14 protein-coding genes are annotated in these 16,746 nt (G+C 71.8%); 5 read left to right on the forward strand and 9 right to left on the reverse strand.

Going from position 1 to position 16,746, the window contains the following annotated elements; all coding sequences use genetic code 11:
* Positions 1 to 14 precede the first annotated feature (14 nt).
* The 3 genes from ACFWYW_RS04615 to ACFWYW_RS04625 are packed head-to-tail and all read right to left on the reverse strand — an operon-like array spanning position 15 to position 3,299.
* Positions 15 to 614: a TetR/AcrR family transcriptional regulator gene (locus ACFWYW_RS04615; RefSeq protein ID WP_379609665.1), complete on the reverse strand. Its 600-nt coding sequence runs from the start codon at positions 612 to 614 to the stop codon at positions 15 to 17.
* A 14-nt stretch (positions 615 to 628) separates the two neighbouring features.
* Positions 629 to 1,957 carry a sensor histidine kinase gene (locus ACFWYW_RS04620; RefSeq protein ID WP_379609666.1) on the reverse strand — a complete coding sequence of 443 codons (1,329 nt, stop codon included), beginning with the start codon at positions 1,955 to 1,957 and terminating at the stop codon, positions 629 to 631.
* A gap of 34 nt (positions 1,958 to 1,991) precedes the next feature.
* Positions 1,992 to 3,299 carry a sensor histidine kinase gene (locus ACFWYW_RS04625; protein ID WP_379609667.1) on the reverse strand — a complete coding sequence of 436 codons (1,308 nt, stop codon included), beginning with the start codon at positions 3,297 to 3,299 and terminating at the stop codon, positions 1,992 to 1,994.
* A 192-nt stretch (positions 3,300 to 3,491) separates the two neighbouring features.
* On the opposite strand from ACFWYW_RS04625, the gene ACFWYW_RS04630 reads away from it, so the two are divergent.
* Genes ACFWYW_RS04630 through ACFWYW_RS04640 form a run of 3 tightly spaced genes read left to right on the forward strand, consistent with a single transcriptional unit; the run spans position 3,492 to position 7,059 of the window.
* The gene (locus ACFWYW_RS04630) at positions 3,492 to 4,628 is read left to right on the forward strand and encodes an acyl-CoA dehydrogenase family protein (RefSeq protein WP_379609668.1); all 1,137 of its coding nucleotides are present in this window, start codon (positions 3,492 to 3,494) and stop codon (positions 4,626 to 4,628) included.
* Positions 4,625 to 5,611 carry an acyl-CoA dehydrogenase family protein gene (locus ACFWYW_RS04635; protein WP_379609669.1) on the forward strand — a complete coding sequence of 329 codons (987 nt, stop codon included), beginning with the start codon at positions 4,625 to 4,627 and terminating at the stop codon, positions 5,609 to 5,611. Before ACFWYW_RS04630 ends, ACFWYW_RS04635 begins: the two co-directional genes overlap by 4 nt.
* Positions 5,611 to 7,059: an AMP-binding protein gene (locus ACFWYW_RS04640; RefSeq protein WP_379609670.1), complete on the forward strand. Its 1,449-nt coding sequence runs from the start codon at positions 5,611 to 5,613 to the stop codon at positions 7,057 to 7,059. The genes ACFWYW_RS04635 and ACFWYW_RS04640 overlap by 1 nt, the downstream gene beginning before the upstream one ends.
* A gap of 50 nt (positions 7,060 to 7,109) precedes the next feature.
* Here ACFWYW_RS04640 and ACFWYW_RS04645 read toward each other — a convergent pair whose 3' ends face one another.
* A complete protein-coding gene (locus tag ACFWYW_RS04645; RefSeq protein ID WP_379640905.1) occupies positions 7,110 to 8,021 on the reverse strand; it encodes a carboxymuconolactone decarboxylase family protein in 912 nt (303 codons plus the stop codon).
* Positions 8,022 to 8,023: 2 nt separating this feature from the next.
* Positions 8,024 to 9,238 (reverse strand): FAD-binding oxidoreductase, encoded by a 1,215-nt coding sequence (locus ACFWYW_RS04650; RefSeq protein ID WP_379640906.1) that lies wholly within the window; start codon positions 9,236 to 9,238, stop codon positions 8,024 to 8,026.
* A 122-nt stretch (positions 9,239 to 9,360) separates the two neighbouring features.
* Between ACFWYW_RS04650 and ACFWYW_RS04655 the strand changes: the two genes are divergently transcribed.
* On the forward strand, positions 9,361 to 10,419 hold the full coding sequence (locus ACFWYW_RS04655; protein WP_379609675.1) for a sensor histidine kinase: 1,059 nt from the start codon (positions 9,361 to 9,363) through the stop codon (positions 10,417 to 10,419).
* Positions 10,416 to 11,075 (forward strand): response regulator, encoded by a 660-nt coding sequence (locus ACFWYW_RS04660; RefSeq protein WP_379609676.1) that lies wholly within the window; start codon positions 10,416 to 10,418, stop codon positions 11,073 to 11,075. Before ACFWYW_RS04655 ends, ACFWYW_RS04660 begins: the two co-directional genes overlap by 4 nt.
* On the opposite strand, the gene ACFWYW_RS04665 is transcribed toward ACFWYW_RS04660, so the two are convergent.
* From ACFWYW_RS04665 to ACFWYW_RS04680, 4 genes are all read right to left on the reverse strand, one after another.
* Complete coding sequence (locus ACFWYW_RS04665) at positions 11,059 to 12,150, reverse strand: C45 family autoproteolytic acyltransferase/hydolase (RefSeq protein ID WP_379609677.1); 1,092 nt, start codon at positions 12,148 to 12,150, stop codon at positions 11,059 to 11,061. The two genes, ACFWYW_RS04660 and ACFWYW_RS04665, sit on opposite strands and share 17 nt — an antisense overlap.
* 35 nt (positions 12,151 to 12,185) lie before the next feature.
* Positions 12,186 to 13,139, reverse strand: coding sequence for a helix-turn-helix transcriptional regulator (locus ACFWYW_RS04670; protein WP_379609678.1), 954 nt, complete (start codon positions 13,137 to 13,139; stop codon positions 12,186 to 12,188).
* 17 nt (positions 13,140 to 13,156) lie between these two features.
* Complete coding sequence (locus tag ACFWYW_RS04675; protein WP_379609679.1) at positions 13,157 to 15,094, reverse strand: zinc-binding dehydrogenase; 1,938 nt, start codon at positions 15,092 to 15,094, stop codon at positions 13,157 to 13,159.
* 224 nt (positions 15,095 to 15,318) lie between these two features.
* Positions 15,319 to 16,746, reverse strand: a complete 1,428-nt coding sequence (locus tag ACFWYW_RS04680) for an Nramp family divalent metal transporter (protein ID WP_379609680.1) — start codon at positions 16,744 to 16,746, stop codon at positions 15,319 to 15,321.

A 16,746-nucleotide genomic window follows, 5' to 3' on the forward strand; every position in this document is an offset into this window, starting at 1 on the left:
AAGAGTGACCCGGCTCACACGTCGTCGACCGTCAGGCCCACCTCCATCGCGGCAGCCGTACGGACGAGCAGGAGGACCTTGCGGCGGGAGATGAGCTTGTCGTGCACGTGCAGCTGTACGGCGAGGCCGTCGATCATCGCGAAGATCCGCCAGCTGGAGGCCTCGGGATCGGCGCAGGTGAACTCGCCGCACTCGACCCCGGCCGCGATGATCTCCTTGAGCACGGTCCTGCCGTGCACGTCCATGCGGCGGGTGGTGGCCTCCAGTTCGGGGTTGCGCATCGACTCCGACCATGCGTCGATCCAGATGCGCCAGCCCGCGGCCGAGGTGCCCGGCGAGCTCAGCCTGATCAGCGCGCGCAGGCGCTCCGTCGGCGAGTGCGGCGAGCGCTCGATCTTGCCGATGGCGTTCAGATGTTGCCTGGCCGCATAGGCGAAGGCCTCGGCGATCAGCTGTTCCTTCGTCTCGAAGTGGTAGAACAGCAACGCCTGGCTCACGCCCGCCGCCCGGGCGATGTCGAGGGTCCGGGTATGCCCGAACCCACGGGCCGCAATCACCTCGCAGGCCGTCTTGAGGAGATCCTCACGTCGTAATCGGCTGAAACCCCGTGTCACAGCCGAGAACTCTATTACCCTCGGTAACCATCAGCGAGTGGGATCCGCAGGACAAACCGGGCACCGTGGGTCGAATCCTCGATCGTGAGCGTCCCGTCGTGGCTCGTGGCGATCTCCCGGGCGATCGGCAGACCCAGTCCCGTGCCGCCCGCGTCGCGGTTGCGGGAGGCGTCCAACCGGGTGAAACGCCGGAAAACCACCTCGCGCTGATCGGGCGCGATGCCGTCCCCGTCGTCCAGCACCTCCAGTACGGCCTGCCCGCCCTCGGCTCGAACCGTGATCGTTATCGACTCGTCGGCATGCCGCTCGGCGTTGTCGACGAGATTCGTCAGCAGGCGGGCCAGCCGTACCCGGTCGCCCATGACCGTCGCGCCCGGCTCCAGCGAGGTCGCCACCTGCTTCGACCTGGGCCGCCCCGACTCGGCCGCCACCAGCTCGCCCAGGTCCACCCGCTCCGTACGGCCCGGCGCCCCCGCCTCCAGCCTGGCCAGCGTGAGCAGGTCGCCGACGATGGCCTGCAGCCGGTCCAGGCTGGCCAGCACCTCCCTGCCCGTCCGCGGCCAGTCGGTCTCGTCCGGGTAGAGCAGCGCCTCCTCGACCTGGGCGCGCATGGCGGTGATCGGGCTGCGCAGGTCGTGGGAGGCGTCGGAGGCGAACCTGCGCTGCTGCTCCACCGCCACCTCCAGCCGGTCGAGCGTGTCGTTGACGGTCCTGGCCAGGTCGTCGAGCTCGTCGCGGCGCGGCGAGCGCGGCACCCGGCGGCCCAGGTCGGTCGCGGTGATCTCGGCCAGTTCGGTCTTGATGTCCTTGACCGGCCGCAGGGCGTTGCCGACCGCCGCCCACGCCACCACCGAGCTGGGCACGGTGAGCACGAGCGCGCCGGCCAGCAGGCCGAGCGCGTAGAGCGGGCTGATGTACCACGGGATGTCGGGGCCGAAGGCGTAGGACATCCAGTAGTTGCCGTCCACGCTGACGCGGAAGCCCACGGTGGTCAGGCAGGGGTTGCCGGGCAGCAGCCTGGTGCAGGTGGTGGTCGACACCCGGCCGTCGTCCTCGGTGGGCTTCAGGTTGGTCAGCGGCGGCAGGCCGAGGAGCCGCTTGCTGGCCTGCCGTACCTTCGACTCGTTGTCGACGACCTGCAGGGCGTCGATCTCCTCGGTGGGCGTGACGGACTTGAGCTCGCCGACGGGTGCGAAGCGCTCGACGTTGAAGGCGACGCGGCGGGCCGCCTTGGCCACGCGCTCGGTGACGTAGTCGCTGATCACCACGTGCACCAGCGGCGTGACGAGGATGGCCACGACGAGGTTGAGCACGAGCGCGTTGCCCGCCGCGATCGCCGTCATCCGGCTTCTCACCGACCATCGGGTGAACACCTGGTCACGGCTCCCTGAGTGGCAGTGAGAGCACGAACCGGGCGCCGCGCGCGGAGTCGCCGATGGTGAGCGTGCCGTGGTGGCTGGTGGCGATCTCGCGGGCGATCGGCAGGCCGAGACCGGTGCCGCCGGCGTCGCGGTTGCGGGAGGCGTCCAGCCGGGTGAAGCGCCGGAAGACGATGTCGCGCTGGTCATGCGCGATGCCCGCGCCGTCGTCCAGGATCTCCAGTACGGCCCGGCCGTCCTGCTCGCGCACGGTGATGGTGATGGTGTGGTCGGCGTGCCGCTCGGCGTTGTCGATGAGGTTGGTCAGCAGGCGGGCCAGCCGCAGCCGGTCGCCGGTGACGACCACGCCCGGGTCGAGGGAGGTGACGACCTTCTTGACCCTCGGCCGGATGGTCTCGGAGATGACGAGGTCGGCCAGGTCCACCGGCTCCTTGGCCCCGGAGGCGCCGGCGTCGAGCTTGGCCAGCGTGAGCAGGTCGGTGACGATGGCCTGCAGCCGGTCCAGGCTGCCGACGATCGCCTCGGCGGTGCGCGGCCAGTCGGCGGTGTCGGGGTAGAGCAGCGCCTCCTCGACCTGGGCGCGCATGGCGGTGATCGGGCTGCGCAGGTCGTGGGAGGCGTCGGAGGCGAACCTGCGCTGCTGCTCGACGGCGGTCTGCAGCCGGTCCAGCGTCTCGTTGGCGGTGAGGGCGAGGGCGCGGATCTCGTCGTGCGTGATCGGCACCGGCACCCGCTGGCCGAGGTCGGTGGCGGTGATGTCGGACAGCTTGGAGCGGATGGCGTCCACCGGCGCGAGCGTGTTGGCCACGACCTTCCACGTGCCGAACGCCACCAGCACGGTCAGCGCGATCGAGATGCCGATGAGGAAGGCGAGCACGCTCAGGTGCACGTACCAGGGCACGACGGGGCCGACCGTGTAGACGTACCAGTCGCCGTCCGGCTCGTACACCCGGAAGGTCGACACCACCATGCACTGGCCGGGGTAGGCGTACAGGTCGCACTCCACGCTGATGTTGGCGGAGTTGTCGGCGGTGGGCGTGGTGTCGGACACGCGCGGCTTGCCCTTGAGGTTGGGCGAGGAGGCGACCACCTTCCCGTCGCTGTTGAGCACCTGCAGGGCGCCGCCGGGCTCGGGCGCCATGGTGGACGGCAGCGTGCCCCGCTTGATCAGGTGGACCACGCGCAGGGCGGCGCCGACGACCTCGTTGGCCCGATACTCCTCGGCGGTCTCCCTGATGGCGACCAGCACGAACGTGTTGACCACGAGGCACAGCAAAGCGATGGTGAAGCTCGCGAAGAGCGTCAACCTTCCCCGTACCGAACCCCGAAAGCGCGCTATCACGTCCTCCCCCGTGATCAGGTGATCACACTAGGTGCCCTCATCTCTAATCAACGGAGATTCATCGATAAATCCGGACAAAACGACGCCAGAGCAATGCTCTATGAATGCGACTTCGGGCTAGTTAGAGTAAGTGAGCACTGATGCCAAGGAGACGATGTGAACCTTGATGAGTATCGGCGCGAGGCCCGTGCCTGGCTGGCGGACAATGCCCGGGAGGACGATCCGAAGGCCTTCATGGCCCGGCTCCACGACGCCGGATACTCCGGCATCACCTGGCCGAAGCAGTGGGGCGGGCAGGGCCTGACCCAGGCGGAGGAACGCGCCTTCGCCGCCGAGGCCCGCCACCACAACCTGCCCACCTACGTCTTCTCGATCGGCCTGGGCATGTGCGGCCCGACCATCCTCGACCGGGGCAGCGACGAGCAGCGCGCCCGCTTCCTGCGCCCGCTGCTGCGCGGCGAGCACGTGTGGTGCCAGCTGTTCTCCGAGCCCGGCGCCGGCAGCGACGTGGCCAGCCTCCAGACCAAGGCCGAGCGCGACGGCGACGGCTGGGTCGTCAACGGCCAGAAGGTCTGGACCTCGGTGGCCCAGCACGCCGACTGGGGCCTGCTGCTGGCCAGGACCGACGTGGACGTGCCCAAGCACAAGGGCCTGACCATGTTCGCCGTCGACATGCACCACCCCGGCGTCACCGTCAAGCCGCTCAAGGACATGACCGGCCACGCCAGGTTCAACGAGATCTTCTTCGACGACGTGACGATCCCCGACGCCGACCGCATCGGCGAGGTCAACGACGGCTGGGGCGTCGCCGTCACCACCCTCCTGCACGAGCGCCTGTCGATCTCCGCCGGCGTCGGCATGAGCGGCCAGCGCGACAACCCCGTCTCGTTCGAGGCCCTGCGCGACAAGCTCGACACCGGCGACCCCTACGTCCGCGACCAGCTCGTCGAGCTGCACATCCGCTCCCGCGCGCTGTCGCTGTTCAACCAGCGTCTGTCGCAGGAGACCAGGGCCGGCGTCTTCCCCGGCGCCCGCGGCAGCGCCGCCAAGCTGCTGCTGGCCGAGCTGACCATGTTCCAGGCCGACCTCGCCACCTCCCTCGCCGGACCCGACGCGGTCACCGACGACGGCCTGTCCCAGGCGATCGCGCTGGCGCCCGCGCTCGCCCTCGGCGGCGGCACCAACGAGATCATGCGCAACATCGTCGGCGACCGGGTGCTCGGGCTGCCGCCGGAGCCGCGCGTGGACAAGACCGTGCCGTTCAAGGACCTGAAGGTGGGGACCCAGTCGTGAAGCTCGTGCTCAGCCAGGAGCAGCAGGACCTGCGCGCCGCCGTACGGTCCTTCCTCGCCGCCGCCTCGCCGCTCGCCCAGGTGCGCCGCGACATGGAGTCGCCCGACGGGTACTCCCGCGAGGTCTACGCGCGCCTTTCCGGCGAGCTCGGGCTCACCGGCCTGATCGTCCCCGAGGAGTACGGCGGAGCCGGCGCCGGCCACGCCGAGCTCGCGGTCGTCCTGGAGGAGACCGGCGCCGCCCTGCTGCCCGGCCCCTTCCTGGCCACCACCTTCGCCGCCATCGCGCTGACCAGGGCGGGCGACAAGGAACTGCTGCCCGGCATCGCCGACGGCGGCCTCGTCGCCACCTACGCCGCCGACGCCGGCCACGTGCCCAACGGCATGGAGGCCGGCCTCATCCTGCTGGACGACGGGAACGAGTTGCGGGCCGTACCGGCTGAGGAGGTCACCAGGGAGCCGCTGGAGACGCTCGACCTCACGCGGCGCCAGGCGCGGGTCACCGCGCCGCCCGGCAGGCTGGTCACCGACGACCCCGAGACGCTGGCCGTCATCCGCGACCTGCAGGCCGTCGCCCTCGCGGCCGAGCAGCTCGGCGTGATCAGGGCCGCGCTGGAGGCCATCGTCGCCTACGCCAAGGTCCGCGTCGCCTTCGGCCGCTACATCGGCTCCTACCAGGGCGTGAAGCACAAGCTGGCCGACATGCACGGCAAGCTCGAACAGGCCGAGTCGATCGTCCGCTACGCCGCCTGGGCCGGGGACGAGTCGCCCGCCGACCTGCCCGAGGCCGCCGCGCTCGCCCAGGCCTACGTCGGCCGCGCCTGCTTCGAGGTGGCCCGCGACCACCTGCTGCTGCACGGCGGCATCGGCTTCACCTGGGAACACGACGCCCACCTGTACTACAAGCGCGCCAAGGCCGACGAGGTCCTGCTCGGCCCGCCCCGCCGCCACCGAACCCGTCTCGCCGAGCTGCTGGAGCTGTGATGGACCTCAGCCAGACCCCGGGCTTCTACGCCATCGCGGCGGCCGATCCCGGCCGCACCGCCGTGATCGACGTGGACGGCTCCGCCACCAGCTACGGCGACCTGCTCACCCGCGTCAACCAGGTCTCCCACGGCCTGCGCGCCCGCGGCCTGGGCAACGGGGACGTGGTCGCCGGCATCCTGCGCAACGGCGTCGACGCGGTCGTCATGCTCATGGCCACCGGCCAGATCGGGCTCTACTACGTGCCGATCAACTGGCACCTGACCGAGCCCGAGGTCGACTACATCATCCAGGACTGCGACGCCAAGGTCGTGGTGACCGGCCCCGCGGACGTGGCGAGCCTGGCCGAGGGCCGCCCCGGCACCGCCCCGGAGGACCGCACCTCGGGCGCCGTCATGTGGTACACCTCCGGCACCACCGGCTTCCCCAAGGGCGTGCAGCGCCCGCTGCCCGGCGCGGAGCCGGAGGCGATCGTCCCGCTGTACGTCTGGTTCCTGGGCGAGGTGTGCGACCTGCGGCCGGGCGACGGCGTGCACCTGGTGACCTCGCCCATGTACCACTCCTCGCCGTGCGCCCACACCCAGTTCGCCCTCCACCTCGGCCACACCGTCGTCATCGCCCCGCGCTTCGAGCCGGAGCCGATCCTGGCCCTCGTCGAGCGGTACCGGGTCACCAACGCGATGATGGTGCCGACCATGTTCCACCGGATGCTCCAGCTCCCGGCCGAGGTCAGGAAACGCTACGACCTCAGCTCGCTGGGCCAGGTCATCCACACCGCCGCCGCCTGCCCGGTCGCCGTCAAGCAGGGCATACTCGACTGGTGGGGCCCGGTCCTGTACGAGTACTACGGCTCGACCGAGTCCACGATCGCCTTCTCCGTCAAGCCGCACGACTGGCTGGCCCGCCCCGGCACGGTCGGCCGCCCCGCCCCCACGTTCGAGGCCAAGATCCTCGACGAGGCGGGCGAGGAACTCCCGCCCGGCGAGCCCGGCATGATCTACGTCAAGTCGAGCCTCGGCACGTTCGAGTACCGCAAGGACCCGGCCAAGACCGCCGCCAGCATGCGCGGCGAGTGGTACGCCCCCGGCGACATCGGCTACCTCGACGAGGACGGCTTCCTGTTCCTGTGCGACCGCCGCACCGACCTCATCGTCTCCGGCGGCGTCAACATCTACCCCGCCGAGATCGAGGCCGCGATCCTGGAGCACCCGGCCGTGGCCGACGTCGCGGTCATCGGCGTGCCGGACGAGGAGTGGGGCCACAACGTCGTTGCCCTCGTCCAGCCACACGCCCCCATCACCGCCGACGCCCTGCTGACTCACCTGGAGCCGCGCCTGGCCCGCTTCAAGCACCCGAAGGTGATCGAGTTCCGCGAGCGGCTGCCCCGCACGCCGACCGGCAAGCTGTCCCGGAGCAAGGTCAGGGAGGAGTACCTGGCCGCCCGCTGATCAGCTCGCCGCCGCCGGGCTGAAGCTCCGCTCGGCGTGCCGCACCGCCGTCACCGCGCCGAAGGCCAGCAGCCGGACCAGGCTCTCGTCGGTGTGCGGCCACGCCGCCACGTCCCCCTCGGTGATCCGGTACGGCGCCAGCGCCGCCAGCAGGGCCAGCCGCGTGGGCGCCCCTCGGCGGCGGGCAGCCCGGACAGGGCGTCGGCCAGCCAGGAGCCGCCCATGGGCGGATGGCCGCCGTCCCAGCGGGCCACGGCCGCCGCCACGCGCTCCGGGTACGTCAGGAGGGCGCCGCCCCGCCCGGCGACCTCGGTCAGCGCGGCGTAGGCCGTACCGGCGGGGGAGCCGTGCGCCCAGGCGGGCGCGGCGGGGTGCGGCGCGTCCAGGAGCCGCAGGCTTTCGCCAGGCGGCAGCAGCCGCCGGGCGGGCCGGGCCAGCGTACGGCCCGCCGCCCGGCGCACCAGCCGGGTCTTCTGCAGCCCGCCCGGCAGCACGTCGGGCGTGTGCAGAGCGGTGACCATCCGGTTGATGAAGTGGAAGGCCAGCGCCGTCCCCAGCAGCTCCGGCGCCTCCGGGGCGTCGCGGGTCTCGCCCATCGCCCAGGCGTACAAGGCCGCCTGGCGCGGCTCGGCCGGCCTGCCGCCCGCCAGCAGGGTCTCGGCCAGCGCGTGGTCACCGGTCGCGTGCAGGAACAGGGTGTGCGCGCCCACGCAGTACGGGCACCGGTTGGCCGTCGACACGCCCAGCGCGACGACCTCCCGCTCCGTCCTGGACAGCGGCCCCGCCATCAGCGACTCCCTGAGCAGCGACCAGGTGGCGGCCAGCAGGGCGGGCACGGACGACACGGCCATCAGGGCGGGCATGCGGGTCAGTCCCACGTCGGCGGCCTGCCGGCGGTAGACCTCGGCGACCAGGCCCGTGGCGGCCTTCGGCTCGGCCGGGCTGATGTGCAGGAATCCCATGCTCACTCCGTCTCGATCAGGTGACTCGGGCGCAGCACGCCCTCCGGGTCCCAGGCCTTCTTCAGCTCGCGCAGGCGGGCGTAGGCGGCCGGGGTGAAGGCGTCGGCCGTCCTGGAGGTGTCGGTCAGGAAGTTGAGGAACGCGCCGCCGGTCGCGTGCGGGACCTCGATCGGCTCACCGGCCATCACCGAGAACGGCACGTCGCGATGCCCCGCCGGGCCGCCCGGCGCCGCCATGGCACCGCCCCACCTGCGGATCTCGATGCCGCCCACCGGTGACTCCAGGAGCGCGGCGATCAGGTCGTCGGGCAGGTCCCGCACGTACTCGAAGCCGTTGCCCAGCGGCATCGGCCCGTGGGCGGGGGCCAGCACGCCCACGGCCCGCTCGTAGGGCAGTTCGGCGTACTCGCCGCTCAGCGGCTCGCCGGCCGCCGACAGCAGCGGCGCCAGCACCGACTCGGGCTCGCCCACCGCCACGACGCGCACGCCCAGCATCCGCGTGCCGTCGGGCATCCTGATGACGAAGACGGCGGCGTTGACCGTGTCCGGCTGCTCCCAGTCGCGGAAGGCGGCCAGCGTCTCGCCGGCGCGCTCGAAGGCGTGCATGGTCATGCCGGCCACCATCCGCGCCACCGGGAACAGGCGGAACTCCAGCCGGGTGACGACGCCGAAGTTGCCGCTGCCGCCGCGCAGCGCCCAGAACAGGTCGGGGTGGTGTTCCTCGCCGGCCTCCAGGATCCGGCCGTCGGCGGTGACGACCTCGGCGCCGACCACGTTGTCGGCGGCGAGGCCGTACAGGCGCGACAGCCAGCCCGCGCCGCCGCCGAGCGTGTAGCCGGTGACGCCGACCGACGGCACGCCCGCCAGCGGGGCCAGTCCGTGGGCGGCCGCCGCCGACAGCACGTCCTCCCACACCGCGCCCGGCTCCACGACCGCCACGCGGCGCACCGGGTCGACCTCCACGCCGGCCATCCGGGTGGTCTTCAGCAGCAGGCCGCCGTCGGCCGGCGCCAGCGTGCCGTGGCCGGTCGCCTGCACGGTCAGGGGAAGGCCGCGTTCACGGGCGGCCAGCAGCGCGGCCCGCACGTCCTCGGCGCCCAGCGCCTCGGCGACGACCGCGGGCCGCTGGTCGACCGCCTGGTTCCAGGTCCAGCGGCCGCCGTCGTAGCCGGGGTCGCCGGGCAGGTGGGTCGGGCCGGAGAAGGTGTCGATTCGCATGCCATCGACGATCGCCGCCGGATCGCCGCAGGTCGTCGTACCAGCGAACGCACTTGCCTACTCTCCGGGGAGTAGCACCCCCGGACGACGCGCTGTGGCGATATATGGCGTAGTTTGCCGCCATGAGCAGGCCCGATCTCCTGATGGCGCCCGTCGTGGCGGCCGTAATGGTGGCCAACGCCGCCCTCACCGGCAAAGCAGGCCCGATCGGCTACGCGCTGCTGCTGGCCGCCGCGGCCGCCATGCACTTCCACCGGCGCGCGCCCATCCCGGTGCTGGCCACCACCACCGGGCTCGCGCTCGTCTACTTCCTGACCGTCGAACCCGAGATCGCGGCGAGCGTGCCCGCCCTCATCGCGCTGACCAGCGTGGTCAGGATCCAAGGCCGGCCGTACGCGCTCGCCTCCGCGCTGACGCTCATCCTCGGCGTGATCGCGGCGAACCTCCTGGCCGGTCTGCCTCCGGTGGCCGCGATCAAGGGCGGCTTCCTCGTCATGGGCTGGTACGTGGCGGCGATGGCGATGGGCGTGGCGCTCCTGCAGGCCGACGAGCGGGCCGCCGAGGCCGAGCGCACCCGGGAGGAGGCCCTGCTGCGCCGGGCCGAGCAGGAGCGGCTCTACATCGCCAGGGAACTGCACGACACCCTCACCCACGCGATCTCGGTCATCAAGGTGCAGGCGGGCGTGGCCGTACACCTGGCGAAGAAGCGCGGCGAGGAGGTGCCCGCGTCGCTGCTGACGATCCAGGAGGCCAGCGGCGACGCGATGCGCGAGCTGCGCGCGACGCTGGAGGCGCTGCGCGATGAGACGGTCGCGCTCGCGCGGCTGCCCGGACTGGTCGAACGGACCAGGGCGGGCGGCCAGGACGTGCGGCTGACCGTCGGCGGCTCGCCCCGCCCGCTGCCCGAGGAGGTCGAGCAGGCCGCCTACCGGATCGTGCAGGAGGCGCTGACCAACGTCACCAAGCACGCGGGCGGCGCGGCCGCCGCCGACGTGGTCGTCAACTACGGCAGCGCCGAGCTGGTCCTGCAGGTGGACGACGACGGGCACGGCCGGTCGGCGGGTACGCCGGGGGTCGGGCTGACCGGCATGCGCGAGCGGGTCGCCGCGCTCGGCGGCACGCTGGCGGCGGGGCCGCGGCCCGAGGGCGGGTTCAGCGTGCGGGCGGAGCTGCCCGCATGATCCGCGTCCTGCTCGCCGACGACCAGAAGCTCATCAGGGCCGGCTTTCGCGCGCTGCTGGACGCCGAGGAGAACGTCGAGGTCGTCGGCGAGGCGGCCAACGGGCAGGAGGCGATCGAGCTGGCGCGGGAACTCCTGCCCGACGTGGTCCTGCTCGACATCCAGATGCCGGTCATGGACGGCATCGAGGCCACCGCCGCCATCGCCGCCGACCCGAAGCTGGCCGGCGTCCACGTGGTGATCCTCACCAACTTCGGCCTCGACGAGTACGTCTTCTCCGCGCTGCGCGCGGGCGCGGCCGGGTTCCTGCTGAAGGACACCGACCCCGGCGACCTCGTGCACGCGGTCGGCGTGGTCATGCGCGGCGACGCGCTGCTGTCGCCCGGCATCACCCGCAGGCTGATCAGCGAGTTCGTGACCCGGCCGCCGCTGACGCTGCCGCCGGGGGAGGCCAACCTGCTGACCGCGCGCGAGCGCGAGGCCGTCGCGCTGGTGGCGCGCGGGCTGACCAACGCCGAGATCGCCCAGAGCATGGTGGTCAGCCCGTTCACCGCCAAGACGCACGTGAGCAGGGCCATGACGAAGCTGGGCGCGCGCGACCGCGCCCAGCTCGTGGTGTTCGCCTACGAGTCCGGCCTGGTCAGGGCGAAGGGCTGAAGACCAGCTCGGGGGAGTGGCCGCGGCCTTCGCCCAGGTAGAAGCGGACCGTCATCGTGCGCTCCGCGGTGTCGAGGAACGAGGTGTACAGCGTCCGCATCGACGGGTCCCCGGTCTGCGCCACCTCCAGCAGGCTCGCGCGCAGGTCCGCCGGGCTCATGACCGCGTCCTGGCTGCGCTCGTGCAGCGTACGCAGGCGGGCGTAGGAGGCGAAGGACCCCGGGGTGTCCGCCGGCAGCGCCTTGGGGTCGGGGTGGCGGTGCAGCAGGTGGTTGGTCACGCACAGCGCGCCGTCACCGGCCTCGGTCACGTGGCCGGGCCCCTCCCACACGAACGCCTGCCCCCGCGCGTCGGCGATCAGGTAGTGCAGCGGCATCCCGAAGTCGTACGTCGTGGCCTCCCGCAGCGCCGCCCTGGCCTCCTCGGCCGTCTCACAGGTGTCCAGGAGGAAGCGGGGCAACTGCACCGAGTTCACGCCGGCCTGCGGGGAGAAGTCCTCCGGCGGCTCGGCGCTCTCGAAGTCGGCGATCAGCAGCACCACGGCGAGACCGGCCTCGTTGACGCCGTCCATGCAGCCGTCGAACTCCGTCATCGTCAGCACCGTGCTCGCCAGGCCCTCGGCGGGCCGGGTGGTGATCACGTGCGGGCGCGAGGCCATCGGCAGCTCGTCCGGCACCGGAGGGGTGCCCATGAGCTCGCTCGTGGTCATGGTGAAGAAATCGTAGTTGCGGCCGATCCTGCCGTGCCCGTCCGTGGCCGCCGAGGGCGGCACCCACAGCGCCGAGCAGGCCTGCGGCAACGCGGTCAGCCCGTCGAGCGTGACCTCGTCCTGCTCGGGGTCGAGGCCGAGCGCGGCGGCGGCGCCGTTCATGCGGGCCAGATGCTGCGGCCAGTGGCGGGCGAACCACTCCCTGCGCGCCCGGTTGACCTCGGGATCGGCGGGGGCGGGCTGCCAGCCGATCCGGCGCGCCTCCTGCGCGAGCTGCCCGCCGATCTCCTCCTGTGAGCCGGCGACGGTGATGTGGCGGACGAGCTGGAAGTCGTCCCTGCTGCCTGCGACCTGCGTGATATCCATGCCCCAGACGATGCCGCCGGCCCCTGACCGCGGGCTTACCGGTCGCTGACCGCCCTGCCGTACCGGTCGGCCAGCGCCTTCACCGCGGTGGCGAGCTCCGGCGGGTCGAGCACCTCGAAGTCCACGTCGAGGAAGCCGATCCAGACGGCGATGCCGGTGAGGTTGTCGCCGCCCACCCGCATCAGGCAGCGCTCCTCGCCGTCCGGCTCGATCTCCAGGCCGAGCCCCAGCTCACGCATCCGCTCCGCCGGCGCGTGCAGCAGCACCGTTCCGGTGTGCTCCCACATCGCGGTGCTGATCCCCTTCTCCACGTACGCCGCCACGTCGCCGGGCAGCTCCCGCGGCACGAACCGCGGCCCGGTGGCGGGCACCTTGAGCGTGATCCGGTCCACCCGGAACGTGCGCCAGTCGGCCCGCTCGACGTCCCACGCCATCAGATACCAGCGCCCCCTGCGATGCACCAGCCGGTACGGCTCCGCGTCCCGCCTGCTCACCGCCCCGCCGTGCCCCACGTAGTCGAAGCGCAGGCGCTCATGGTCACGGGCGGCGTTGGCGAGCGTGGTCAGCACCTCGGGCGGCACCGACGGCGCCTCACCCGGGATGTGCACCGTGTGGGTGTTGAGCGCGCTGACCCGGCGGCGCAACCGCGAGGGCAGCACCTGCTCCAGCTTGGCCAGCGCGCGTACCGAGGTTTCCTCGATCCCGGCCACGCCACCGCCGGCCGCCCGCCCCAGACCGACCGCGACCGCCACGGCCTCCTCGTCGTCGAGCAGCAGCGGCGGCAGCGCCGCCCCGGCGCCGAGCCGGTAGCCGCCGGCCACGCCCGGGGTGGCGTGAACCGGGTAACCGAGCGTGCGCAGGCGCTCGACGTCGTTCCTGACCGTCCGGGTGGAGACCTGGAGCCGGTCGGCCAGCTCGGGTCCCGACCACTCTTTGTGGGCCTGGAGCAGGGACAGGAGCTTGAGCAGGCGGGCCGAGGTTTCCAGCATGTGGCCCAGTGTGCCCGCTAACGAGGAACGTTTGCTTCCGCATTGACCACGATCTTGCCGAGGAAGTGGCCGTGCTCGCTGAGCCGGTGGGCGTCGGCCGCTTGTTCGAGGGGGAACTCGGCGGCGATGGGGAGGCGGATGGCAGCGATTTCTTCCGAAATTTCGCGAAGTTTGATGGGGTTGGATGATCCGCTGGAGAAGCGCACCCCGTGGCTGCCCGCACCGGGATCGGCGATGCTGACCACTTTGTCCGGATCGCCGGTAAGCCTGACCGACATCGCCACCACATCCCTACCCGAGGCGTCCAGCACCAGGTCCACCGGCTCCCCGATCCGCTCCTCCAGCCCCTCGCCGTAGGTCACCGGGTGCACGCCCAGGCCTTTCAGGTAGGGGTGGTGGGGTTCGCTGGCCGTACCGACCACCCGGAGCCCCGCCCGGATCGCCAGCTGCGCGGCGGCCAGCCCGACACCGCCCGCGACAGCGTGAATGAGCAACGTCCGCCCCTCCTTTAGCCCAAGCAGCCCCAGCGCCCGAGCCGCCGTCTCCACCGCCACCGGCAACGCCGCCGCCTCGACATGGCTGAGCCCGTCAGGCTTGAGCCCCAGCTCACCCGGCACGGCCAGCACATAATCGGCCAACGCCCCGGTATGCCGCCCCACCACCCCCTGCCCAACCCGCAACGGCTCCCCACCCACACCCACGCCCGCACCCACACCCACGCCCACACCCACGCCCACACCCACGCCCGCACCCACACCCACGCCCACGCCCGCACCCGCGCCGTCCGCGCTCGTGCCGTTCACGTCTGGTCCGATTGCGTCGATCACGCCTGAGAACTCCAGGCCCGTCCCCGTGGGCCCGTCCAGGGGGATGTCGAAGGCGCCGCTGCGGATCTTCCAGTCCACGGAGTTGACCCCGGCCGCCCTGACCGCCACCCGCACCTGACCAGGGCCGGGCACGGGGATCGGCACCTCGTCCACTCGCAGCACCTCGGCGTCACCGTGTTCGGAGTAGCGCACCGCCCGCCCATGGGTCACCAGCACCGCCTTGCCGACCACTTCGCGTGCTTCCAGAGCCGCGTGGGCCCGATGCGCCTGGTCCAGCGGCACCGCCAGCCCGATCGTGGGCGTGATCCCGGCGGCCAGCGTCCGTTCCGCCAGCCGGTGCAGCGCCTCCGGCTTGAACTGCACCTGCTCGATCCCCACCAGCCGCACCCCGCGCCGCTCCGCCTCTTCGGGACCGACGGCCGCGAACTCGCCGCTGAGCACCCCGTACCCGAAGAACACCCCGCCCGGGACGGTCAGCGCGAAGGCGTCGGCCCCCACCTGCCCGCCCACCCCGTCGAAGACGACGTCGAACTCCAGGTCGCCGGAGGCCAGGTCCGGGTAGTCGACCACGGACGAGGCGCCCAGCGAGAGGGCACGGGCCCGCTTGGCCGGGCCCCGGGAGGCCCCGACCACATGGGCGCCCGCCCTGGCCGCCAGTTCCACGAGCACCAGCCCGAGCGCCCCGCCCGCCCCGGTCACCAGCACCCGCGCACCCGGCTTGAGCTCGGCGGCATCGAGAAGGCTGAGCGCCGCCGGTCCCACCTGGAGCAGCGCGGCGGCCGAGACCAGCGAGACGTGATCCGGCACCTCCACAAGCGCGGACAAGGGCGCGGCCACCTGCTCGGCATACCCGCCACCGGGCAGAAGCGCGGCGACCCGCCGCCCTGCCCAGGAGGCCGCCTCCGGAGCAGACCGGACCACCCCGGCCACGGCCGTCCCTGGCACGTAGGGCGGCTGGGTGCCGAACCACTCCCGCCCCCAGCCGGTGCGCAACTGCACCTCGATCGACAACACGTCGGCCGCGCGCACCTCGATCACAACCTCCCCTGGCCCGGCGGCCACCGGGGAGGACTGACGAACCCGCAGGACTTCTGGGCCACCGAACCGGGTCACTTCGACAATGTTCATACCGGGAGTCTGGTACCTCAACCAACCTTGAGGTCAAGCGGGCGCCGTAACGGCGGGGACCACGTCCGACGTGAGAAGCGATCCCCCCGATCGGCGCCGGCCCGGGTCGGTGGGTGGGGTGGGGGTGGCGGGAGCCGTAACGGAAAAACAGCCTGAAGAAACGTCAGAAAGAGAAAGCCCCGACAGAGCCGCGCCGTCAGAAGAGAGCCGTCAGAAGAGAGCGGTCAGAAAAGCTTGCCCGCCTGCTGGACCAGGGTGAGGATCGTCAGCGAGCCGAAGAACGCGACGGACCAGAACAGGGCCGCCAGCCGGTACGAGCGGACCTTGATCGCGTCGGGCAGCGACCGCCGGTTGAGGATGATCAGCAGGATCGAGTACACGAACATCATCACCGCCGCGAAACTCGCCGAGAACACCAGCAGGATCAGCGGCTGGTCGAAGCCCAGCAGCAGGATCGTGATCCCGAGCACGGTCATCGTCCACACCGTGAGGAAGTAGACGCGATTGACCGTGATGTCGCGGTTGCGGAGGTAGACGGTCTTGATGACGTCCGAGGCCAGCCGCGAGGTGTAGTCCACGATGCCCATCGCCGAGGCGAACAACGACAGCGCGCCGATCACCCAGAACAGCACGCCGAACCACGGCCCCACCACGCTCTGCAGCGTCTCGCCCTCGACCTTGAGGAAGGTGATGCTGTTGGCCAGCCCCTCCTTCCCGAACACCGTCGAGTACGCCAGCATCGACATCAGCGCGATCGTCAGGAACGAGACCACCGCGAACGTGGACCCCTGCTCGATGTTGGCGAACCGCCACCACTGCCGCCACCGGGCGAGGTTCTCCTTGGTCGGGGCGAACTGGAACCCCGTGGACGCCGCCGCCTCCTCGTGCCCGGTGACCGGGCTGACCAGGCGCGGCACGTACGCGCCCATGCCGAAGCCCTTGTCGCGGATCCAGTTGCTCTGGCACAGGTTCTGCCCGCCGCCCGCCCCGGCGTAGGCGATGGCGCCCATGAGCACCGCGAACTCCAGCGGCGGCACCGGGAAGCTCGCCCCGACGGTCAGGCCCTTGCCCAGCTCCACCCAGGCGTCGGCGTTGATCGCGAACAGGATCGCGACCACCGCGAGCGTCAGCACGAGGGCGATCTTCACGAAGATCACCCGCTCCAGCACGGTGTAGATGACCGGGGCGAGCGTCAGCCCCAGCGCGATGACCAGCAGCATGCCGATCGCGATGTAGCGGACGCTCGGCTGGCCGCCGCCGGTCAGGTACGTGACCATCGTCGCCGAGGTCGTCACCCAGCCCGGCCACAGGTTCGAGCAGAGCGTCATCAGCACGAAGACCAGGCCCCAGTGCTTCCACATGCGGCTGAACCCGGTCAGCGCGGTCTCGCCGGTGGCCAGCGTGTACCGCTCGATCTCCATGTTGAGGAACCACTGCGTGACGATGCCGATCAGCGCGCCCCAGATGAAGACCAGGCCGACCTGGGAGGCGATGTAGGGCCAGAGGATGAACTCGCCGGAGGCCAGTCCCACGCCCGCGCCCACCAGGCCGGGCCCGATGACGCGCCAGGTGGTGCGCGGTGGTTCTGGCAGGTCCCTTACGGTTACCGGGGGGAGAACACGGTGCGGGACGGTGGGGGTGAATTCCGTCAT

The sequence above is a fragment of the Nonomuraea sp. NPDC059023 genome (assembly GCF_042740095.1).
In the GTDB taxonomy this organism is placed as follows: domain Bacteria; phylum Actinomycetota; class Actinomycetes; order Streptosporangiales; family Streptosporangiaceae; genus Nonomuraea.

Coding starts and splice junctions, on each gene's coding strand:
- ACFWYW_RS04665 (WP_379609677.1), bottom strand. CDS start 12,150: ATGGATATCACGCAGGTCGCAGGCAGCAGGGACGACTTCCAGCTCGTC.
- ACFWYW_RS04670 (WP_379609678.1), bottom strand. CDS start 13,139: ATGCTGGAAACCTCGGCCCGCCTGCTCAAGCTCCTGTCCCTGCTCCAG.
- ACFWYW_RS04680 (WP_379609680.1), bottom strand. CDS start 16,746: ATGACGGAATTCACCCCCACCGTCCCGCACCGTGTTCTCCCCCCGGTA.
- ACFWYW_RS04620 (WP_379609666.1), bottom strand. CDS start 1,957: ATGACGGCGATCGCGGCGGGCAACGCGCTCGTGCTCAACCTCGTCGTG.
- ACFWYW_RS04640 (WP_379609670.1), top strand. CDS start 5,611: ATGGACCTCAGCCAGACCCCGGGCTTCTACGCCATCGCGGCGGCCGAT.
- ACFWYW_RS04645 (WP_379640905.1), bottom strand. CDS start 8,021: ATGGGATTCCTGCACATCAGCCCGGCCGAGCCGAAGGCCGCCACGGGC.
- ACFWYW_RS04655 (WP_379609675.1), top strand. CDS start 9,361: ATGAGCAGGCCCGATCTCCTGATGGCGCCCGTCGTGGCGGCCGTAATG.
- ACFWYW_RS04650 (WP_379640906.1), bottom strand. CDS start 9,238: ATGCGAATCGACACCTTCTCCGGCCCGACCCACCTGCCCGGCGACCCC.
- ACFWYW_RS04675 (WP_379609679.1), bottom strand. CDS start 15,094: ATGAACATTGTCGAAGTGACCCGGTTCGGTGGCCCAGAAGTCCTGCGG.
- ACFWYW_RS04660 (WP_379609676.1), top strand. CDS start 10,416: ATGATCCGCGTCCTGCTCGCCGACGACCAGAAGCTCATCAGGGCCGGC.